Annotated in this window: 18 protein-coding genes; 5 read left to right on the top strand and 13 right to left on the bottom strand. The window is 43.4% G+C overall.

Annotation, left to right across the window (positions count from 1 at the left end; all coding sequences use genetic code 11):
* Positions 1 to 153 precede the first annotated feature (153 nt).
* Positions 154 to 795, top strand: a complete 642-nt coding sequence (locus V7K27_RS24800; RefSeq protein ID WP_334950833.1) for a hypothetical protein — start codon at positions 154 to 156, stop codon at positions 793 to 795.
* Between the two features lie 119 nt (positions 796 to 914).
* Here V7K27_RS24800 and V7K27_RS24795 read toward each other — a convergent pair whose 3' ends face one another.
* Both V7K27_RS24795 and yidD read right to left on the bottom strand, forming a co-directional pair.
* Complete coding sequence (locus V7K27_RS24795; protein ID WP_334950831.1) at positions 915 to 1,184, bottom strand: type II toxin-antitoxin system HicB family antitoxin; 270 nt, start codon at positions 1,182 to 1,184, stop codon at positions 915 to 917.
* Positions 1,185 to 1,567: 383 nt separating this feature from the next.
* Positions 1,568 to 2,065, bottom strand: coding sequence for a membrane protein insertion efficiency factor YidD (yidD, locus tag V7K27_RS24790; protein ID WP_334950926.1), 498 nt, complete (start codon positions 2,063 to 2,065; stop codon positions 1,568 to 1,570).
* Between the two features lie 198 nt (positions 2,066 to 2,263).
* Here yidD and chlP point away from each other — a divergent pair, with 198 nt between their 5' ends.
* Entirely contained in the window at positions 2,264 to 3,484 is a 1,221-nt protein-coding gene (gene chlP / locus V7K27_RS24785; protein ID WP_334950829.1) for a geranylgeranyl reductase, read from the top strand.
* Positions 3,485 to 3,577: 93 nt separating this feature from the next.
* Here chlP and V7K27_RS24780 read toward each other — a convergent pair whose 3' ends face one another.
* A complete protein-coding gene (locus V7K27_RS24780; RefSeq protein WP_334950827.1) occupies positions 3,578 to 4,234 on the bottom strand; it encodes a DUF3386 domain-containing protein in 657 nt (218 codons plus the stop codon).
* 101 nt (positions 4,235 to 4,335) lie between these two features.
* Here V7K27_RS24780 and V7K27_RS24775 point away from each other — a divergent pair, with 101 nt between their 5' ends.
* Positions 4,336 to 5,007, top strand: a complete 672-nt coding sequence (locus V7K27_RS24775) for a LuxR C-terminal-related transcriptional regulator (protein ID WP_334950825.1) — start codon at positions 4,336 to 4,338, stop codon at positions 5,005 to 5,007.
* Between the two features lie 628 nt (positions 5,008 to 5,635).
* Here V7K27_RS24775 and V7K27_RS24770 read toward each other — a convergent pair.
* The 6 genes from V7K27_RS24770 to pgmB all read right to left on the bottom strand — a co-directional run bounded on the left by V7K27_RS24770 (position 5,636) and on the right by pgmB (position 12,531).
* Positions 5,636 to 6,031, bottom strand: a complete 396-nt coding sequence (locus tag V7K27_RS24770; protein WP_334950823.1) for a hypothetical protein — start codon at positions 6,029 to 6,031, stop codon at positions 5,636 to 5,638.
* Positions 6,032 to 6,202: 171 nt separating this feature from the next.
* Positions 6,203 to 6,640 carry an RrF2 family transcriptional regulator gene (locus tag V7K27_RS24765; protein WP_334950821.1) on the bottom strand — a complete coding sequence of 146 codons (438 nt, stop codon included), beginning with the start codon at positions 6,638 to 6,640 and terminating at the stop codon, positions 6,203 to 6,205.
* Between the two features lie 115 nt (positions 6,641 to 6,755).
* Positions 6,756 to 7,037, bottom strand: a complete 282-nt coding sequence (locus V7K27_RS24760) for a hypothetical protein (protein WP_334950819.1) — start codon at positions 7,035 to 7,037, stop codon at positions 6,756 to 6,758.
* Positions 7,030 to 8,379 (bottom strand): PAS domain-containing sensor histidine kinase, encoded by a 1,350-nt coding sequence (locus tag V7K27_RS24755; RefSeq protein ID WP_334950817.1) that lies wholly within the window; start codon positions 8,377 to 8,379, stop codon positions 7,030 to 7,032. The genes V7K27_RS24760 and V7K27_RS24755 overlap by 8 nt, the downstream gene beginning before the upstream one ends.
* A 394-nt stretch (positions 8,380 to 8,773) precedes the next feature.
* A complete protein-coding gene (locus V7K27_RS24750; protein WP_334950815.1) occupies positions 8,774 to 8,980 on the bottom strand; it encodes a hypothetical protein in 207 nt (68 codons plus the stop codon).
* A 338-nt stretch (positions 8,981 to 9,318) separates the two neighbouring features.
* The gene (gene pgmB / locus V7K27_RS24745; protein WP_334950814.1) at positions 9,319 to 12,531 is read right to left on the bottom strand and encodes a beta-phosphoglucomutase; all 3,213 of its coding nucleotides are present in this window, start codon (positions 12,529 to 12,531) and stop codon (positions 9,319 to 9,321) included.
* 68 nt (positions 12,532 to 12,599) lie between these two features.
* Between pgmB and V7K27_RS24740 the strand changes: the two genes are divergently transcribed.
* Positions 12,600 to 12,956 carry a hypothetical protein gene (locus V7K27_RS24740; protein ID WP_334950813.1) on the top strand — a complete coding sequence of 119 codons (357 nt, stop codon included), beginning with the start codon at positions 12,600 to 12,602 and terminating at the stop codon, positions 12,954 to 12,956.
* Here V7K27_RS24740 and V7K27_RS24735 read toward each other — a convergent pair.
* Both V7K27_RS24735 and V7K27_RS24730 read right to left on the bottom strand, forming a co-directional pair.
* On the bottom strand, positions 12,916 to 15,327 hold the full coding sequence (locus V7K27_RS24735; RefSeq protein WP_334950812.1) for a sucrose synthase: 2,412 nt from the start codon (positions 15,325 to 15,327) through the stop codon (positions 12,916 to 12,918). The genes V7K27_RS24740 and V7K27_RS24735 overlap by 41 nt on opposite strands.
* A gap of 935 nt (positions 15,328 to 16,262) precedes the next feature.
* Positions 16,263 to 16,484: a DUF4327 family protein gene (locus V7K27_RS24730; RefSeq protein ID WP_334950811.1), complete on the bottom strand. Its 222-nt coding sequence runs from the start codon at positions 16,482 to 16,484 to the stop codon at positions 16,263 to 16,265.
* A gap of 308 nt (positions 16,485 to 16,792) precedes the next feature.
* Here V7K27_RS24730 and V7K27_RS24725 point away from each other — a divergent pair, with 308 nt between their 5' ends.
* Entirely contained in the window at positions 16,793 to 18,025 is a 1,233-nt protein-coding gene (locus tag V7K27_RS24725; protein ID WP_334950810.1) for a cysteine desulfurase-like protein, read from the top strand.
* Positions 18,026 to 18,118: 93 nt separating this feature from the next.
* Here V7K27_RS24725 and V7K27_RS24720 read toward each other — a convergent pair whose 3' ends face one another.
* On the bottom strand, positions 18,119 to 18,838 hold the full coding sequence (locus V7K27_RS24720) for a hypothetical protein (RefSeq protein WP_334950809.1): 720 nt from the start codon (positions 18,836 to 18,838) through the stop codon (positions 18,119 to 18,121).
* Positions 18,839 to 19,230: 392 nt separating this feature from the next.
* Positions 19,231 to 20,550 carry a molybdopterin molybdotransferase MoeA gene (locus V7K27_RS24715; protein WP_334950807.1) on the bottom strand — a complete coding sequence of 440 codons (1,320 nt, stop codon included), beginning with the start codon at positions 20,548 to 20,550 and terminating at the stop codon, positions 19,231 to 19,233.
* Between the last annotated feature and the right edge of the window lie 319 nt (positions 20,551 to 20,869).

Here is a 20,869-nt window from a genome sequence, read left to right as displayed (position 1 = left end):
AGATATTAATAAGTACAAAGAATATGATGGGAGCATCTCAATGAGTGTAAAAAGCCTTGTAAAACCTCACCCCAACCCTCTCCTTGGTAAGGAGAGGGAGCAAGAATCTTGTTTCTCATCTGGTATATTTGCCTTCACTGAGATGCTCCCAATATGATTAACCGATTTATTACTGATAAAAATTTTGAAGACTATAAGGCTTTACAACGGAGGCTGATGAGTTTACCGGAGGAAGTTCAGTTCAATGAAATAAACGCGATCTTAGATCGTGATTCTCTCATTGGTCTAAAGTTAGCTAATGCCGTACTGAAGAATAAAAAATACTTTGAGATTCTGCTTGAGCGAGGAGTAGCAGAAGCAAATGCTAGTGAAATAGAACTTTGGCTAAAGTATTTACTCCCGCGTCTTGGCTTCCGACGTGTTATGTCCATTCTATCTGACAAATTATCAGAACACCCTCAGCAAGTACGTAAGGCTTCATACTGGTTGCCAAAATTTCTACCAAAAGGTAATGATCAGGCTGCAAAATTGCTGAAAGAACTTTTGAATAAGGAGAAACAGATGTTAGGTAAAGAGTACAAAGCTGTTAGAACTTCAGGACAAGCTTACAAGTTAATTTTAAGAATCAAGAGTACAGGTGAATATGCAGTTTTTGGTGGATATCAATTGGGTAGTCAGGGTTCTAAAATAATCGTTGAAATTCTCAATCCAGAAGACTTATATCCAACTGGAGGACTCAGGGAAGTCTCACTTGGTGATATAGAGATTCTCGATCCACAACCTTACAACGATTAATATTAAGGGTAGTAATTGGGTTGGATTACAAAAATTATTTTGTAGTGGTTGTGTTCTCAACTACTATGCCCACTGCCACTATACCTCTGCAACGGATAAATGTATTGCAAGGGTCAAGATTAAAGACCAATAGGAATACTTACTTGAAGAATAATACTTGCGGGACTATCAAGTTCATAGATATAGGACGGTTCAGGAATAGGATCGCCGTACTCTCGCATTACTTCTAAGTGCCCAGTAATCGCCTCTTTAATATTTTTATCGATTTCTGCGATCGTTTCTCCAGTAGTGACACATCCCAATAGATCGGGGACATAGGCTGATAAATTGTTATCAGCTTGTTCAACTATGACAATATAACTTGTAGTTTTCGGAACTAGAGTGGTCATGATTAGTTATCTCTAAAATAATTCGTAATTCGTAATTAAGTTTTGTGACGAACGCGTTGCGTCTCTAAGAGTTGAGTGCTGTTGTGGGGACGGTTTCCGACTCGCATTACTTCGGGGGATTTCAATTAGGCTTCAATTCGTGCTGCCTGTCTTGCTGGGGAATTAAACAAAACACATACTTTGTTAAACATTTTAGAGGGAGAAACAAGCCTCAAACCCATGTAGGGTAAGGGAAATACACCAAATGCTCAATAATGCTTGAAACCCAGATATATCAAGAAACTAGGCAAAACGAGGTCAAAGTCTCTCTGTATATAGATTTTAGGCTCTTTTTTTTGTATTTTTTGTCTAAGCCCCAATAGTTATCTATCGAAGAATAAGATTTAGCTACCGCAGCTGCCGCAATCGAGGAAGCTACAGTCAGCACAACTACAATCTAGGGAACCACAATAATCTAGGGAACCACAATCAGGAGTCATGCTAACCAGATTGGCACAATTGCAGCCCAAATCAGCACAATCACAACAGTTAGTATTGTCGCTGCTAATAAATGAGGATTTTTGAGCAACTTTACCAGATGCTTGTTGTCGTTGCTGCGTTTTTGCTTCCTCCTCTGTCGATTCTTCTGAGTTCTCAGTTTGCGATCGCAAAATTTGCTTAGCTTGCTTGCAAGCCTGAAATCGTTCACGGGAATTAACAAAAGCTGCTTTTAACCCTTCCTTGGCAACTACCCGCTTGATGTATTGAGAGCAAGATTCGCCGCTATATAGTATTCTGTGGGCACAAGCAAAACCTTTGTGTGGAGAAATGTGCTTTTGATATCCAGTAATTGCGGCAGCACTAACTTGTCTAGTAAAAGAATCCAAGAAGGAAATCTGCATATTTTGGAACTGAGGACTGTGGACTAGGCAATATTCTTTATTCTTCCCAATACCCACTCCCTATTCCCTACTCCCCATTCGTATCGAAACATTAAGGAATATTGCATTTCAACAGAAACCTGAAGGTAAAGCGTCAAATCAGCCGAAAGACCGTGATAGTATGCTCTCGGTAAATGTGAAGATTTGGGAGAAAGACCTTTGACACTACGGGTTGCTGTTATTGGGTCAGGCCCTGCTGGTTCATCTGCCGCAGAAACGCTGGCAGCCTCTGGGATTGAAACCTACCTGTTTGAGCGGAAGCTAGACAATGCAAAGCCTTGTGGGGGAGCAATTCCCCTATGTATGGTGAGTGAATTTGACCTCCCACCAGAGATTATCGATCGCCGGGTACGGAAGATGAAAATGATTTCGCCTTCCAATCGTGAGGTTGATATCAATCTGGTAAATGAAGATGAATATATAGGAATGTGCCGCCGGGAAGTGCTAGATGGCTTTTTGCGCGATCGCGCGGCAAAAGTCGGCGCAAATTTAATTAATGCTACTGTTCATAAACTCGATATACCAGGAAACAATACTGACCCTTATACCATTCATTACATTGACCACACAGATGGTATATCACAGGGTATTGCCAAAACCCTGAAGGTGGATCTAATTATTGGGGCGGATGGGGCTAATTCCCGCGTTGCGAAAGAAATGGACGCTGGGGATTATAATTATGCGATCGCCTTCCAAGAGCGGATTCGCTTACCCGAAGACAAAATGGCGTACTATAACGACCTCGCCGAAATGTATGTCGGTGATGACGTTTCTACTGATTTCTACGCTTGGGTTTTCCCGAAATATGACCACGTAGCTGTCGGTACTGGTACAATGCACATCAATAAAGCCAGCATCAAACAGTTACAAGCTGGTATCCGTGCCCGTGCTTCCGAGAAGCTGGCAGGTGGTAAAATCATTAAAGTCGAAGCCCATCCCATTCCTGAACATCCTCGTCCCCGTCGTGTTGTCGGCCGCATCGCTTTGGTGGGTGATGCTGCTGGTTACGTTACCAAGTCCTCTGGTGAAGGTATTTATTTTGCCGCTAAATCTGGGCGGATGTGTGCTGAAACCATTGTAGAAACATCTAACAGTGGTAGCCGTATTCCTACGGAAGATGACCTCAAGGTTTATCTGAAACGTTGGGATAAAAGATACGGACTTACTTACAAGGTGCTGGACATTTTGCAAAGCGTGTTCTATCGTTCTAACGCTACCCGCGAGGCGTTTGTGGAAATGTGCGATGACCTCGATGTGCAGCGATTGACATTCGATAGCTATCTGTATAAGACGGTTGTCCCAGCTAATCCGATCACCCAACTGAAAATTACTGCCAAAACCATTGGTAGCTTAATTCGGGGTAATGCCCTTGCACCTTAACTGAGTGTGAAATACTGGGACTTCCAACAAATAAAAGCGATCGCTCTTTAGTTGAAGGGAGCGATCGCTTTTATTTATAATCCAGAAAACAGCTTAAGCTGCAACAGGTTCCAATAATTTGATATCAGAGAAGACAAATTCCTGAATAGATACTTGTCCTGCTGTCTCGGTGCGAATCTCCCGACGATTTAGGATGAAATAGTCACCAACTTTTTCATACTCATCGATAAATTCGCTTCTACCGCCCTTTTGTTCCCCAGTTTTGGGGTCATGGTACACAGAGTCATAGCTGTGAGACAAGTAACCTTCCCCGGTGTCGTGGCTGCTAAAGGTGTCAATTGTCACGAAAGTACCGTGGATTAGACGGTGAACATGGCAGACTTCATTGTTGCGGACTTTGTATTTATCGCCCTCAGCCTTACCACCCATTAAAAGCTCAACCGCACCAGTTTCATCAGTTTTACCATAGCTAAACGTATTGGCGCTGTGGGTGTCTTCAAAGCTGCGGCGGATACGGTGAATTGCTATTTCCCAAGCTTGACCATGAATTGCTTGCTTGGCTGACTCGTCATCTACATCCAAAACTTCGGCTTTGAGATTGGCGTTGATGATAACTTTGCCTGTAAACACTTGATCGTCATGCTTAAAGGTAATATTTGCGGTATAACCGGGGAAATTCTTGTCCCAAGTATAGCGGTTCTCATAAGCAGCCCGGAAAAGTTCCTGAGCAGAGAGTTGTGTAACTGTCATGTGCTTCTCCTAGTCGCTACTGTAAATTAGCGTTTTAGTTATCTTGGTATTAGCATAGAAGTAATTGTTGAGGCTTGGATAGTCCCCAACTGGGTACACTTATGGCTAATTCTCTCCACGCCGTATTTCATGCGATCGCTAATGTCCAAAATGAGCAAGAATTAAAACTAGCTCTCACAGATAAAATTGGCGAACATTTTGGCGTGCAAAATTGGGGTATTTATTTCCTAAATGAGCAGCCAACCACTGATATTGATGTTCAGGGTATTCCGGCAGTATGCTTAGAAAGCAATCCAGTCGGGCGTTACGTGGTTGAGCGTCATGCTCCCGCCCATGAGCAGTTATTATTATCACCAGCAGACTGGAAGCATTTTTGCTCACGTTCCGATCACGAACACGTAATGACTGGGCCAATTGTTTGCAATGGTAGTCTTGTCGGAACGTTTAACTTAGCTCGTGACAAGGGAAATCCGGCTTTTAATGGCAACGATTTAGCTGACTTGAGCGCCTTATGCATTCATTTGTCAGCAAAAATGGCGACTCTACGGACAAAACCAAAAACATCCAATTCACTGATCGTAAATCCTCTAACAGCGCGTGAGTTAGAAATTGCCGAGTTGGTAGCGCAGGGGTTAACGAACGCAGAAATTGGGGAAAAACTTTGGATTACGCAAAATTCCGTCAAACAAGCTTTGAAGAGGATGTTTCGGAAGTTGAAGGTTTCGGCGCGTGCGGAAATGGTCGCAAAGCTGCAAGATATAGAAGTTTCTTGAAGAAGAATTCAGAATTCAGAATTCAGGAGTCAGAATTTAGAAGTCAGAATTTAGAAGTCAGAATCAATGAGTGGGGGCTTGTACCCAAAATTGATTATAGGACTTACGCACTTTACAAATTGAGTATTATGTGCATACAAAGCTTATTCAGATAAAAGTCTTGCCCTGCCTCGTTCCTGGGCTGCTGCCTGGGAATGTGATCGCTGGGAGGGCTGCTGCCTCCCAGTTTGACAGGAGGCAGCAGCCCTCCCACAAGAGCATTACAAGGCTCTGCCTTGTAACGAGAGGTAATTCACATTTGGTTATGTCTGTCAATGCGTAAGTCCTGGATTAATTCAAAATTATTTCTCATCCTAATTTTGAATTCAAAAAATGGTCATACACTCTGCCCAAGATATTGAAGGCGTGAAGTACAGTAAATTGTAGGGTAGCACAGCGATCTGTGCTACCCTACAAAAGACCTATATTTTATCGAACTGAGAAACGCTATAATCTGTCATCAGCAAGAGTAAGCGCGTTACCCAAGTATTAGAAGAGTTTGGTGGTTAGACACCAGCGCCCCTATTGAGACTCATTTATTGGGGAAAAATTATTAGTACTCGCTGGCAACTGTAAGATTGTAAGGTATTTAGCGTCCAATTTTGTTAGAGATATCTTTGGCTGTCTCTGCTGCACTGTCCCCTACATCACCAGCAGTTTTCTGAGCACCTTCTACGTACCCGGACCCAAATTGTTTAAAGGCTTCTGCTGACTCTTCACCAATCTTCTGAAGTCGTTTACCAGGAGAACCTTCCGTTTGGCGAGCTTCTTTATTCCACTCACCTATTGTTTTTGGTCTTTGAGAATCATCTTGCTGTACCTGTTCGCGGACTCTCTCACCTAATGCTTTGTCATTATGACCATAACTAACATTCGTCGTCAGCACTAGAAAACCAACTACGACAACAGCCAAAAAACCCTTTATCTGAAGTCCTTTAAGCAGGGAACTGATGTTACCAATCGTCCTAGAAATCAAATTTATCATGCCAATTAGCTTGTTTTTTTGAGTACAAATAAAGATTAACTATAAAAAGATAATTATCCTTCTAACAAAAGGCATATCTCAGTTATGAAAAAGAAAGACTTTTTAAATCGGGATAAGCTGTTACATCTGTAATTTTCCAGAAGATTACAGAGTTCCCAATGGTTTGTTACCCTAAATGTAATACATCAGTTCCTTCTGTTTTCGGATTGATCTTCGATCGCAAAGGTCTTGGAGTGTATATTTTTCCAAAACCGAGTTAGCAGCCTGACGTGCTTCCTGCCAGACTTCCTGAATTAGCTCACCTTCTACCGTGTTGGGAGTCGGCTCAGAAGTAGAGACAACAATATCTGACCCTTCCATGCAGCTAAAAGCATCCAATACTGTAATCTTCTGGGGATCTCGTGCCAGAACATAGCCACCTTTGGCTCCGCGTATACTCTTAATTAAACCTCCACGCCTTAATGTTGCCAGGAGTTGTTCTAAATAGCGGTTCGGGATGTCTTGCAATACCGCTATCTCTCGAATTTGCAGGGCTTCACCCTTAGGGTAGCAGCTTGCCAACTCTAACAGGGCTAGAAGCGCGTATTCTGATTTGTTAGAGATTACCACAGTCGTAATATTTTTAACTCACATTTAAAGATACAAAGTCTTTGAGTTCGTTTCCCTAAGCTACTTGTTAAGAAAAACTTTACAATCAACTTATTGTTGACCGATTAACCATAGTTTAAAGACCTTCTAGCATAAAAGCAATTATATTTTGTTTTGAATTCAATAAAGAAAAATGATTGATTATTTCCGACTTTATTGTTCCGACTCCTGACTCCTGAATTCTGACTCCTGAATTCCGACTCCTGACTTCCGACTCCTGAATTCTGACTCCTGACTCCTGACTCCTGAATTCTGACTCCTGACTCCTGAATTCTGACTCCTGACTCCTGAATTCTGACTCCTGACTCCTGACTCCTGACTCCTGAATTCTGAATTCTGAGTGCAAGTTGCTATACATGCAAATTTATCGAAAATGGCAAAATGACTGTAAAGGTAGTTCCCGCGCCGATCGCACTTTCGACAATAATCTCGCCGCCATGTAAATCTACAGCCTGCTTGACGATGGACATCCCCAATCCCATTCCTGGGATATTGCTGGCATTACTGGCGCGATGGAAGGGTTCAAAAATGTGTTCAATGTCAGAAGGGGGAATGCCAATACCAGAGTCTTGAGTCTGGAATATAGCTTGATCGGTGGCAGTGGTGACAGAAAACTTAACTGTGCTACCAATGGGAGAGTATTTTAGACAATTCGAGAATAAATTACTCAAAATTTGCCGCAGTAGTTTAGCGTCTAAGTTAGCTGACGTACATTGGCACTCGCCGCTAAAAGCGATCGCATGTTGTGAGCGATCGCTCTGTTGTAATTCTTCTAAGATCTCGTGGCAAAATTCTACCAAGTTCAGGGGTGTTGGATTCAACTCTAACTTGCCTGTTTCATTCTGACTCAGCACCAATACATCATTCAACAACTGATTCATGTGCATAACTGATGTTTGAATCCGACGCAGGTGGGTCTGTTGTCGTTCGTCGCTCCAGAGATGGCGATAATGTTCTAGTAGTTCCGCAGAAGAGTGGATGGTTGCCAAAGGGGTGCGAAACTCATGGGAGGTGATGGTGAGCAAGCGGGATTTCAGTTCACTAAACTGCCTTTCTTTGGCAAGCGCTTGTCCCATCGCCTCTTCTGCACATTGCAGCTTGGCTTGGATTCGCTTGCTTTCGCTAATGTCCCGGAATAGCCAGCGCAGACCGACTAACTTACTATATTGATTACGGATAGCAACCATCTTAACGGCAGCAATAATCGGCATTCTGTTACGTGGTCGCAGGTTGACTTCCCACTCTTGGATTTTCCAGTCTGGGATTTCGGTGCGATCGCGCAGATGAGTCAGTTTCAAACGAAAATCAATCAGCTCTTTCTCAAGCACATAAATCTCTAGGAGTTCGCCCAAAAGGAAACTCTTAGAAATGTTTAGTAGGGTAGTGGCGGCAGAATTAGCTTCCTGGATTACCCCTTTGGTATCAGTTACCAAATAAGCGTCTGGTACTTCTTCAAACAGTTCTTGGTAGCGTTGACGTTGTGCCACCAAATCCTGTTGAGCGTTGAATAATTCTTCATTCTGCTGCTGTAGGTCTTCATTAGCTATTTGCAGTTCTTCCAAAGCTAGGTGGATTTCTTGGAATACTTCGGTGAGGAGTTCAATATCTTTCTGTGCTTTTTGCTGTTCACTCTGGCGTTGCAAATGGGCGACGCGCTTATGCATATTCTCTAACTGTAAGGCTAAATCGTCCACATTCACGCTGTTACTCCTAATAAAGTTGGGTTTTATTTGAAATTCCCTACTAGGACGATCTTAGCTTTTGGAGTTCATCAGTTTTGAACCTCGCATGACTCTTACAGCTATTTTCAGGCAAATAGACCACGCGGTAGGGGCACAGAAAAAGCTCATGCGTGTCAACTTAGAGCCAGGGCGAATGGAATTCGCGGCTACACAAACAAAGTCCACCTTCGTGGACTAATGCAAAATCAAGGGTTCTTAACCCACGAAGGTGGGTTTTGCCTGTGTAGACGCGGTTTCTAACCGCCCTTTTAACCTTAAGTTGACACCAATGAGCATTGCTGTGCCCCTACGACAGATGTGGTTCAAATATATGATTTCTGCTGTAATGTCACCTGACCTCTCCTTTTAGGAGCTACGGTGTACAGACAAGTCTCTTGACCTGCAATGGCATTGCATCGGCTGACAATGGCATTACATCAGCTGACAATGGCATTGCATCGGCTGACAATGGCATTACATCAGCTGACAATGGCATTACATGGACTGACAATGGCATTGCATCGACTGACAATGGCATTGCATCGACTGACAATGGCATTGCATCGACTGACAATGGCATTTTACACACAAGTCGAATTACCCCCCTTAATCCCCCCGATATATTGGGGGGAAACAATAAATCTAGTTCCCTCCCCTTTATAACTACGGTGTACACACATCTCTACACACTATGCAAAACATCGTAAGATCCCCCTAAATCCCCCTTAAAAAGGGGGACTTTGAGAGTTTTTTGCCCCCCTTTTTAAGGGGGGTTGGGGGGATCAAAAGGCTGTGGGGCAACCTGACAAGACTTGTGTGTACACCGTAGCCTTTTAGGAGACAGAAATAGAACTGAGGTTTTCCAGATACCGTGAAAAGTCAGTTAGGCATGGGGATGCCAATACACTGGTGGGTACTTCACTGGTTTTGTCTGGGAATTTTGCTTAATTTGGCTCTTAAATCTGCCCATTTGACACCTTCTAGACTGGGCAAAACAACATGAGCGGCTCCAACTCGTTCAGCCGGGCCGAGTCCTACTGCCAACATACCAGCAGCTAGAGCCGCGTCAACACCGGCTGCGGCATCTTCTACAACTACAGATTGCCCTGGTTCAATTCCTAGCTGCTTGGCTGCATACAGAAATAGGTCGGGTGCTGGCTTAGGTTGCTCTACACTGTAACCGTCTGCGATCGCATCTACTTTGTCAGCAATGCCCAATCGCTCGATCACTGTCTGGGCATTTTTGCTAGCTGAACCAATACCGATCTTAATTCCAGCTTGCCGCAGTTCATCCAAGAGAGCGATCGCACCTGGTAACAAATCCTTGGCTGTCATGTTTTGCAGCAATTCCACATAATAGCGATTTTTCCGCTCCATCATCTCCTGGATTTGCGCTTCCGAATACGGTCTATCTCCAAGAATCAGCATCAGGGAAGCACGACGGGATACACCCCGCAGCGCGTCGTTAGCCTCCCGATTAAATGGTATACCCTCTTCATCTGCTAGCTTTTTCCAAGCTAGATAGTGAAGTTCTGCTGTATCTGTCAGCACACCATCTAGGTCGAAGATGAATCCTTGGATGTTGGGGGAGTGGGGAGTGGGGAGTGGGGAGTGGGGAGTGGGGGGAGATGAGGGAGCAGGGGGAGATGAGGGAGCCGGGGGAGATGAGGGGGATAAGGAAGAATAAGTACTAACTCCTGCGTGTTGCCTCCTGTCTCCTACCTGCTGCCTCCTGTCTCCTGCCTCCTGTCTGCTGTCTCCTGTTTGCTGTCTCCTATCTCCTGTATGCTGCCTCCTATCTCCTGTCTGCTGCCTCCTGTCTCCTGTCTGCTGCCTCCTGTCTCCTGCCTGCTGCGTCTTCTCTCCTGCCTCCTTCGCAACTGGTTCTTCATGCAGATCGAAGTCGTGCCATTTCCCGCGCCAGTGCAGTTTAAACTTCAGGCGCGTCCAGCCTGGGGGGAGGTGGGGGTTGGCTACCGGGCCATTTTCAGTTAGTTGGATGCCGCCGAAGCCAAAAATTACAGCTTGCCAAATGCCACCAGCACTAGCGCCGTGAATTCCATCGCTGGTGTTACCTCGGTTATCATCAAGATCCACCATTAACGCCCGCATAAATAGTTCATAAGCTTCGGTTGATTTGCCCAAATCTGAAGCTAAAATGGCTTCAACGGCTGGCCCAAGGGACGAACCATAGGTAATATCGGTGCGGGGTGCGTAGTAGTCCCAGCTTGTCTGCAATGCTTTTTCGTTGTAGGGAAAATCTGCTGATTCTCGCATTAAATATAGAAGCATTAATACATCTGGTTGCTTAAGGACTTGACATTTGTTGGTTTTCTCAATACCCAAGAGCGGTTGCATGGAGCGATCGCGTGGTTCATAGTCTGCTAAGTTAATATCTTCTAATTGGAAAAATCCCTCGAACTGCTCGATTAGTTCTGTTGATGGGTCATAGAGAAACAATATTTTGGCGATGATATCTTCCCAGTGCGATCGCTCCTCTGAGGTCAGCTTTAATTTCTCTTCTAGTTCGGTGACTCGTTCGGGGAAATTGTCAGCCAACCAATCATAGACTGCGATCGCTTTCTCTAGATGCCATTGCGCCATGCGGTTTGTAAAGGCGTTGTTGTGGACGAATTCATGGTATTCATCCGCTCCAATCACTCCCCGAATTTCATACTTTTGGCGCTCAGGATTAAATTCGACTCGGCTACCCCAAAAGATAGCCGCATCCAAGATCACCTCTGCACCACGCTTTTGCATCCAATCATCATCACCAGTGGCTTGCCAATAATTCCAAATGGCGTAGGGGATATCTGCATTAATATGGATTTCGTGATCGCGGCACCAAATCCGCACATCTTCACCATAAAAATCACTGCCGATAGCCCAACGTGGTGTGACTTCATCTCCGGTATTAGCACTTTCCCAGGCAAACATTGCCCCTTTATACCCGTAATGGGCTGCCTTGCGTCTAGCTCCATCTAAAGTGTGCCAACGGTAACTGAGTAAGTTACGAGCGATCGCTGGTTGGGTAAACAGAAACATCGGATGCATAAAAATTTCTGTATCCCAAAAGATATGACCGCGATAGCCAAACCCCGAAAGAGTTTTCGCCGCAATGCTCACCCTGTCATCATGCCGGGGAGCAGCAATCAACAGCTGAAACAGATTGTAGCGAACAGCAAAAGTAGCTATGCTATCTCCTTCAATGAGAATGTCACTTTGCTGCCAAACCTCCTCCCATGCTTGTTCATTGGCTTTTAGTAATGTTGCGTAGTCTGGCAGGTGCGCGAGTTTTTCTTGAGCTGCTGCAACTGGTGCTTCAATCTCCCGCGAGGTAAAAACCGTCACGATTTTTTCTACAGTTATGGTCTGTTGGGCTTTCGCCAAGAAGGTGGTACTCAAACTCGGATAACCAGGTGCGGTACTGACTTGCCAAGATGCTTCAGTGCCTAATATTGTCACCTTAGCTGCCATACCGAGTTCAATTCGGGAACTCCGGGTGGAGCGTTGCAACCAGATTCCTTCGTCAGTCTTGCCCTGGTCTAGTCCTTCCCAGTGATTGAAACCCTGATTTTCTGGATAGCCGTTGATACTAGCTTGAATTTCGATTAACCCATCAAAATCTATTGGCGTTAAATGGCAGCGTAGCCCCAACACATGGGGATCTGCAAGACTAGCAAAGCGTTCAAAGTTAATGTCTATGGTCTTCCCACTAGGAGAGCGCCAACGCAAGAAACGGCTGAGAAGTCCTTGGCGTAAATCAAGCCGCCGATCATAGCCCAATATCTCACCTTGATCGAGACGGAAGCGATCGCCATTCACAATCACTACCAAGGGTAGCCAGTCAGGGCAATTTACTAGTTCAGTGTACACCACCGGCACATCATCATAGACACCGTGGATAAAAGTAGCTGGCGATGCATGAGGATAACCTTCCTCAAAACTGCCCCTTGTTCCCAAGTATCCATTGCCGATTGTAAAAACGGTTTCTTTGGAGTGTAATTGCTTAGGGTCAAACTGGGTTTCGATTACTATCCAGTCTGTGTAGAAAAAGTGGGGATTGGGGAGTAGGGAGTGGGGAGTCGGGAATGGAGCACTTGTACGCGGCGTTGCCGAAGTATTGGGCATAGGGATTAGGGATTGGGGACTTTGAGTTAGATGAATGAGTCTTTTAACTCCGTTGATGAGTCTTTGAGGTGGATGAACGGAGTTCTGAACTGGATGAACGGAGTTCCGAAATGGATGAACGGAGTTCTGAACTAGATGAACGGAGTTCTGAACTGGATGAACGGAGTTCTGAACTGGATGAACGGAGTTCCGAGGTGGATGAACGGAGTTCCGAGGTGGATGAACGGAGTTCCGAGGTGGATGAACGGAGTTCCGAACTGGATGAACGGAGTTCTGAACTGGATGAACGAGTCTCTAATTTCTCTTGTCCCCCTCATCTCCCTCATCCCCCTCATCCCCCTCATCCCCCACTCCCCACTCCCCACTCCCCACTCCCTCACCCCCTCACCCCCCCAAATGTTTTTGCAAAATCTTGTCCGCTCTAGGTTTATAAATGAGATGAAATAACGCTTCCATATACCGATCTCTGGCTTCGTTATTTTCGGGAGCGACAAAGTTCCAAAAACTAAACATTTTAGCAAGCAGTAGTAATTGATTGCTATGTAAATGCCAATTGTATTTGTTATGAATTCGCTGACTCATCCATTCTGATGCTTCGTCCCAGTGTTCAGCATGAGTATCGCATTGCTCAAGGAAGTCTAAAATTTTCTTTGCTGTTCCTTCTAAGTCCGTAGGATTAACATTAAACTCGTTTTTTTGGTTCTCGATAATTTCTAAAGAGCCGCCAAATTGAGTAGCGAAAGTAGGCAAGCCGGAAATCATCGCTTCCAAAATACTCCGTGCGAAGGATTCAAAGCGGGCAAAATGCACATAAATTCCCTGAGAATCTGCAATTACTCGGTAGGCTTCACCGAGTTCATTGCTGGGGATACGCATCCCCACCCAGCGAATCTTGCCATTGAGATGATATTGATCAATAATCTCGTAGAGTTTTTGAATTTCTTCTGCTTCGTCTCGGTTTATTGCTTCATGTGGATGCCGTTTACTACTTAACAGGATTAGGTTACAACGCTCTTGCAACGGCTGACTTTTACCAAAGCATTCAGCTAAACCACTGAGATTGTTGATTGAAGTGATGGTATCAACAACAAAGATTGGTCGCTTGTTAGGGTGATCTAATTTACCAAAGATTTCAGGGTCTTCGCGGCTAAAGAGTAGGTCGTGAACTTGTGTGCGAAGGTTAGAATCTCGGTCTTCTTTTTGGCTATAGGGAAAGAAAATATTCTCATTTACTCCCGGCGGCACTAAGTTGAATTTAGGACTAAACAAATCAATACCATCAACCACATGATACAACTGCGGCATCGTAAAGCATTTATACGACTCGTATTGACCTGTGGTGTCGGGTGTGCCGACAATTTCTTGATAGGAGGATGTGATGATGAAGTCGGCTGCATTCATGCTAATCAAATCGGCGGTGAATTGTACCGAGAAGTGATATTCATCTTCTAAGTCTTGCCAATATAAATTGCTAAATAGATATTTAGGCTTTTCTAAAGAATGGGCAATGTTGCACTGAGTAACTTTCATCCGGCGAGATAGGATAAAGGCGACTAAATTTCCATCGCTATAATTACCAATGATCAGATTAGGTTTGCCTTGGAATTGAGCTACTAATTCTCTTTCTGCATCTAAAGCAAATTGTTCTAAATAAGGCCAAATCTCAAATTTAGAAATCCAATTGTTAGTAACTTCTGAATTAAATTCACCAAAAGGAACGCGCACTATCCAAGCATTTTCAGTATCTTGAACTTTTTCTAGGGGCAGGTTGCATAATGTCCCTTCACTGTTAGGGATTAGCCGAGTCAGAATAATTACATGGGGTTTAATGCCCAGCAGGTCAAGACCAGCGAGTTTGATTTGTTCACGCAGTTCGTTTTCTAAGCTGCGAGCTTCTTCGAGGACGTAGATAACTTGACCGAGTGTTTCATTTCTTCCCAAAACATCTTCCTGTCCCACCCAACCGTGGATGGAAACGAGGACGACGCGAAAGACAACGGGGATGCGGGCGACAAATGCTTCTAAGATGCCAGGTTCTGGGGAATAAATGAGTCGGTCGAGGAGTTCTAGGGTTTCGGAGACTCGCGCCGCAGTGTTACCCCAACCCGGCTCAAAGCCTAGTTCTTGCAAGTCAAAGCTAAATTTTTGATATGGTTCATCAGGCTCAAGCTGACTGAGGAATTTGAGCGCTTCCTTAATTTGTTTGGCTAAGTGAACACCGGAGGGAATGCGATCGCTAAACAACAGCCGAATCCCATCGTATTCCAGCCCATGTAATCCTTGAAATAATTTTTCTAACCAATATTCGGGGTCAGTCAATAATTTACTGCACAGGTAACGGTTGAGGAAGGCTAAACCTTGACCGATATTTCTGGCGTCGTCGATTCTTAGGGAACTCTCATAGAAGGGGTGGAGGTCGATTTCGAGGATGTGGGGTTGGTAGCGGTTGACTAGGCGATCCCTCACATCTAGCAGCGCTTGAAGCGTTATCTGCTCGAACCTACTAAAGTCGGCCGTCAGTTGCCAAGCTTCTTGGTTAGCAATTTTAGGTCGAACCACGAACCAAATACTTTCCTCTTCAAGAATTATTTCGTGGGTATAATGTATCAGTTTGCCAACAGAAGAAGAGTGGTAAAAATAGGCTGGCTTTTGGGATTGATCGCAGTAATCGGCAAAGAAGAGCAAAATCTCATTTCTCAGGAAGTAACGCTTACCTGAAGCACTCAACGCATAAATCAACTGACGTAGATCAGCTTTTTCATCACCGTTGAAGACAGCTTGAACTAGTTCATACATGATGACGAATTCCAGAAATTTAGTTAGGTCACGACCTCACTTTTATTTCCAGTCTCCAGTTTTGTGAGGTACATTCCCCCCGCAATGGTAAATTACTATAACAATGTTCGTGTCTACCTCTGGGATGAAAGGCTGTGAGAACTTAAAATCTATGGGATGAGGGAGCAGAGGAGCAAAGATTGACAATAGTCTTAAGTAGGTCGGCGCAATTAAAGCTAACTGGTGAAGGCTGTCATTTGTCCTTTGTCATTGGTCATTAGTAAGGACTTTAAGCCTATTTACGTTTCGTAACTACTTGGGTTTTTTCGCGCCAACTTACTTACACCAGAAGGAAGTAATTAATGAGTATCAATCTGACTGAAAAGGAAGCTTATGCTGCAATGTACGCCTTTTTAGGAATAAGAATTAAATAACAGACAATTTATGTCCGGGACTTACCTCACCCTCAATCCCTCTCCGATATACTGGAGAGGGAAGCTAGATACAGGATGAAGTTTTGCATTTTATTTAATCCACGTTCCTTAGTTAACATTAATTTTCCTAACCATATTCATCAGCCGGATTAGCCAAAACTTCGGAGAGACAAGGGAAAAAATTGTCAACCAAAACAAAAACCTCACCCTGTCCTAACAGACATCCCTCTCCTTACTAAGGAGAGGGACAGGTTTTGCGTAGCAGAACCTTTCTTGAGGTTTCTTTCGGCATTCGATAAACTATCTGTACACCGTAGCCTCTTTAACAGAGAAGTATTGCTACGCTAGCGGTGGTTCTCTCCTCTTTTCAAGCATCTAACGCATCCATCAAGATTTATTGCTTTAATAACCTCTTGTTTATAACCCCCGACTTAATTTGAGGGTTTTTATTGCTAAAAAATTAATTTTTAATTTTGATTTGATTGGGATACTGCTAATCAGGTTCACCTTCTAAATGCAGCCTCAATCGTCTTGCCACGATTCGTGATTAAGTAGGTCGATAATTCTATCTCTGAGTAGAAATTCGTTTTTTTCTAATTCAAGCTCAAAATTAACCCGGTCGCAATCAGGAATATATTTACAGAGGGTATAAATTGGCTGCTGACGGTTAACAAGTCTCTTTTTAACAAGTTGAAGTGCTTCTTCCTTGATAACCTCAATGTCGTATTTAACCGTAGTGTTCATAGCTGGTTCCTTTATTTTCAATCAAGGAATTAAGAATGCAAACAATAGTTGCTTTGACTCTCCCTTAAACTTATCAAATAAAATTGGGAAGAATTGTGAAGAATCAAGACATTAACCCTTGCTGAAAGTTAGATATGTCAGTAAACTACTCTTTACGTCTCCAAGTATACCCCCCTTTAGATAGATTTTTGCAGAGCCACAAGGCTGACACAACAAGCTGTAAGCACCAAAAGAGGATGTAGATGCTCTTTGTCCGACTTGCCAAAAGGTAAGCTAGGGTAAAGAACATTCTCCATAAAACTTATACTATGCTCCTGAATCTTGATAAAGTTCGTCAATATTTTCCCGCCCTAGCTGGTGAATGGACTTTTTTTGATAATGCTGGCGGGTCACAAACTCTGAAAAAAGTAGTAGATAGAATTAGTGAATATCTCCTAAGTTCTGATGTCCAGTTGGGAGCTTCTTATGCAGTTTCTGAACTTGCAGGAGAACGATTGGCTCTAGCAACTAGGGGAATGGCTACTTTCATAAATGCCAATTCTTTTAAAGAAGTAGTTATGGGTCCATCTACTACAATGATGTTGAAAGTTCTCTCAATTTGTCTGGGTCAAACCTTCACACCTGGTGATGAAATTATTGTTACTAATTGTGACCATGAGGCTAATATTGGTGCTTGGGTCGCTCTTGAAAAACAAGGTATGAAGGTTAAAGTCTGGCAAATTCGCCCAGATACCTTGGAACTTCATTTAGCAGATTTAGAACCATTGATGAGTCATAGCACCAAACTAGTAGCCTTGACTCATGCTTCTAATGTTTTGGGAACCATCAACCCGATCAAAGAAATTGCTGCATTTGTACACGATCGCAACGCGATGATTTGTGTGGATGGTGTAGCTTATGCACCCCATAGATTAGTTGATGTGCAAGATTTAGATGTTGATTTCTATACTTTGAGTTGCTATAAAGTCTATGGGCCACATCATGCCTTACTTTATGGTAAAGAAGAACATTTATTAAGATTGCCTGGTCTTAACCATTATTTTATTGCACAGACAGATATACCTTATAAATTTCAGTTAGGGAATGTCAATTTTGAATTAAGCTATGGAATGTTGGGTTTATGTGATTATCTCAGTGAGTTAGCACAATTGCACTACGGCAATCAAACTGCACCTGATTTGAGAAATCAAATGGTGCAGGCGTTTGATTTAATTAGCATACATGAAGAAAAGATTAGCGATCGCCTCCTAAATTACCTCAACAGCAAATCTAATGTCCGAGTGATTGGTCAATCAAAAGCTGACCGTCAATCCCGTGTGCCAACTATATCTTTTGTGGTAGATGGAATAAATAGCTCAACCATTCCGGCAAAAATTGATCAACATTACATTGGGATTCGCTACGGAGACTTTTATGCTAAACGGCTGATTGAATACCTGGGGTTAGCATCGCAAGGTGGAATAGTTCGGGTGAGTATGGTGCATTACAACACCCTTGAGGAAGTTAACAGCCTAATTGAGGCTTTTGAGCAGATATTTTAAGACTGGGCATTAAGTATCAACAAATAATTTAATCCCCAGTCCCCAATCCCCATTACTCGTTAACAAGCCTGACTTTTCACGGCTACAATCAACTTAAGAACCAAAGGTTCGCTTCATTTTTGAAAGAAGCTTCGAGATGGACTCCCCGTGAATAATAGAACCATGCATTGTTGCAAGGTACTTAATGGGTAGCTTCTCTATTGCCTCAATCCCCCGAGTGAAGCTTTTGCCTTCACACATAAACCCGACTTTTTGCTGAAACTTAATGATAGATTCTGTAAGATCCTTTTCGGTAACAGGCTCCTCGAACTGACCAGGATGAGCCGCAAGATCGGAACAAAAAAGGATCTCCTCTTGCGGCTGATAGAATACACAACCCTCCCATCCATGAGGAAAATGAGGAGTTTCAATAAGTATGATATCTCTTTTCCCCAAGGAAAGAGCTTTGTTATTCTTAAGAACCGTTGTTGGTCGCAACGCAAAGTCATCCATGTTCGATTGATTCAGAGGACTCACAATTGTTTTGGCTTCGGGAGCCGCTTCAAGCCACTGATTAAGCGCTCCGCACTCATCAGCCTCAAGGTGACATAAGCCAATGTAATGAAGTTTTGAAGGGTCGCAGACAGAGGAAACAAGCTGATACGTTTGCTCAAACCAATTTGAGCGACCCGTATGAATAAGCATAGGGCGCTCATCAAGGATAAGGAATTGACTGAAAACGAACTTTTTATTGTCTGAGATAGAAAGCTTATATATATTAGGAACTATCTCATCTATGCGCGTGAAGTTAGCATTGAAATGCGTAAACATCATATTTTGGGGTAAAAAAATCTGACAAAATCCAATTTTTGTTCACAATTGCGAATTGTGTTTGTAACTCTATATTATTGGTAGTGGACACGACTTGACTATTGATTGCTTCATCCCGATTAAGCCACAGCTGAAAAATCAAGTTGCGGTCATCATCTGGGTGAAAAAGCAGGTTTACCCGCTCCCGGTTTTTTATCATATTTTATAAGGCTCACAAGGCTTGGATTTTCTTGATAACTTGACAAATCAGCCCTTATTGTTATCCATAAAAACTCACTTTTATTGGGAAGAGACGACGTAGCTTTAAGGCTTCGGGATTTGATGAGCCATCGCTCACGCAAATGTTAAGAAAGATCCAGGTAATGGATAGCCTAGGAGGGAAGTGGGCTAGGGGGTTAGGTCACTCGATGATTTTTCCACATGACGTGAAAAGTCTGGTTAACAAGCTGCAAAACTTGCACCTCTTCTTGTGGGGAAATTAATGTTTTACCCACAGGTAGAACAGCTAAGGCATTGGTTTGAGCTAAATTAATTAAATTGCCGGAACTGTGACTACCACCAGCTTTATGAAATTCGTAAACACCGTCAATTAAATGCAATTTACCCCACAGGTAAGTTTCATTCTTGCCGTCCGATCGCAATTCATCATGCGATCGCACTTTCAAAAATACTGGTTCCCAACCTTCAGTAATTCCCGAAAGTTTCTTGATTGCTGGTAGCACAAACCGCCAAAATGTCACCAGCACAGCCGCAGGGTTTCCTGGTAAACCAAAATAAAGTGGGGAGTTTGTAGAGACGCGATTAATCGCGTCTGTAGGATTAATCGCCTCTCTACTGGGGAATGTGGCGACGGTGAGGGGTTTTCCTGGCTTTATCTGTACAGCCCGAATGTGGATTTTTGCTTGTAGTGACTCTAAAATTTTGTCAACATAATCATAATCTCCCACTGAGACACCACCAGAAGAGATAACTATATCAGCGATCGCAACGGCGTGGGTAATAACTTTCTCCAGAGCAACTGGATCATCTTTCACAATGCCTAAAATTAATGGTTCTGCCCCACTTTGTCTTACCAAAGCTGCGATCGCATACTGATTAGAATCCACAATTTGCCCTGGTTGCAACGGTTGATCAACTGATACCAACTCATCACCAGTGGAAAAAATTGCCACACGCGGACGACGATAAACACTTAATTGCGGACATTGTGCTGCTGACAATACGGCAATTTCTGGGGCATTTAACTTAATTCCTGCTGGTAATAGTTGTGTTCCAGCTTGATAAAAAGATGCTTTATGTCTGACAAATTCTTGCGGTTTTGGCGCATCCAGGATAAATACGCGGTTTTCTTCCCGATGTGTCTTCTCTTGCATAATTACAGTATCCGCACCTGCTGGCATCAGGGCACCTGTGAAAATCCTTGCTGCTTGCCCTGGCTGAATCGTAGACTTAGGCTGATACCCAGCCGGAATTTCTTCAACAATTTCTAAAACCGTTGGTTGTTCGGCGCTAGAGTGCTGTACATCTTCGTAGCGAACTGCGTAACCATCCATTGCCGAATTATCCCAATGGGGAAAATCTAGCGGACTGGTGACAGGCGTTGCCAAAATGCGACTATCGGCTGTCAATAAATCGACAACTTCTGTATCCCGTTGATCATCCAACGGTTGTACTAAATTTAAAATAATTGCTTCTGCATCGCTGACTGATAACATAGCGATCGCCTCCAACTTTTTACATTTATTCCTGTAAACTAACACTGACCACTCAATCAAGAGAGCATTTTGTTCTAATGATTCTGAGTTGTTGAAAGCTGCTTAATTTTATTGCTTGATTTTGGAGGTTGTTTTTTTGTCTTCTCTATACCCCTAATACCGTTTTACTTTAATAATGATACAAATACGTTGGTAGGGGCACAACAATGCTCATTGGTGTCAACTTAAGCCTAAACGCTTATCCCACAGGCGTTTTACCCCCCTTAATCCCCCCTTATAAAGGGGGGAAACAAGAAAATCCAGTTCCCTCCCCAATATA

It is taken from the genome of Nostoc sp., assembly GCF_036919575.1.
Taxonomy (GTDB): Bacteria; Cyanobacteriota; Cyanobacteriia; order Cyanobacteriales; family Nostocaceae; genus Nostoc.
Note: the sequence above shows the minus strand (reverse complement) of the source record. Positions and strands in the feature narration are given on the sequence as shown.

What these genes read in the sequence shown, in the direction of transcription:
- V7K27_RS24800 (WP_334950833.1), top strand. Translation starts at nt 154, where the DNA reads ATGATTAACCGATTTATTACTGATAAAAATTTTGAAGACTATAAGGCT.
- V7K27_RS24795 (WP_334950831.1), bottom strand. Translation starts at nt 1,184, where the DNA reads ATGACCACTCTAGTTCCGAAAACTACAAGTTATATTGTCATAGTTGAA.
- yidD (WP_334950926.1), bottom strand. Translation starts at nt 2,065, where the DNA reads ATGCAGATTTCCTTCTTGGATTCTTTTACTAGACAAGTTAGTGCTGCC.
- V7K27_RS24780 (WP_334950827.1), bottom strand. Translation starts at nt 4,234, where the DNA reads ATGACAGTTACACAACTCTCTGCTCAGGAACTTTTCCGGGCTGCTTAT.
- V7K27_RS24775 (WP_334950825.1), top strand. Translation starts at nt 4,336, where the DNA reads ATGGCTAATTCTCTCCACGCCGTATTTCATGCGATCGCTAATGTCCAA.
- V7K27_RS24770 (WP_334950823.1), bottom strand. Translation starts at nt 6,031, where the DNA reads ATGATAAATTTGATTTCTAGGACGATTGGTAACATCAGTTCCCTGCTT.
- V7K27_RS24760 (WP_334950819.1), bottom strand. Translation starts at nt 7,037, where the DNA reads ATGTATAGCAACTTGCACTCAGAATTCAGAATTCAGGAGTCAGGAGTC.
- V7K27_RS24750 (WP_334950815.1), bottom strand. Translation starts at nt 8,980, where the DNA reads ATGCCATTGTCAGTCGATGCAATGCCATTGTCAGTCGATGCAATGCCA.
- pgmB (WP_334950814.1), bottom strand. Translation starts at nt 12,531, where the DNA reads ATGCCCAATACTTCGGCAACGCCGCGTACAAGTGCTCCATTCCCGACT.
- V7K27_RS24735 (WP_334950812.1), bottom strand. Translation starts at nt 15,327, where the DNA reads ATGTATGAACTAGTTCAAGCTGTCTTCAACGGTGATGAAAAAGCTGAT.
- V7K27_RS24730 (WP_334950811.1), bottom strand. Translation starts at nt 16,484, where the DNA reads ATGAACACTACGGTTAAATACGACATTGAGGTTATCAAGGAAGAAGCA.
- V7K27_RS24725 (WP_334950810.1), top strand. Translation starts at nt 16,793, where the DNA reads ATGCTCCTGAATCTTGATAAAGTTCGTCAATATTTTCCCGCCCTAGCT.
- V7K27_RS24720 (WP_334950809.1), bottom strand. Translation starts at nt 18,838, where the DNA reads ATGATGTTTACGCATTTCAATGCTAACTTCACGCGCATAGATGAGATA.
- V7K27_RS24715 (WP_334950807.1), bottom strand. Translation starts at nt 20,550, where the DNA reads ATGTTATCAGTCAGCGATGCAGAAGCAATTATTTTAAATTTAGTACAA.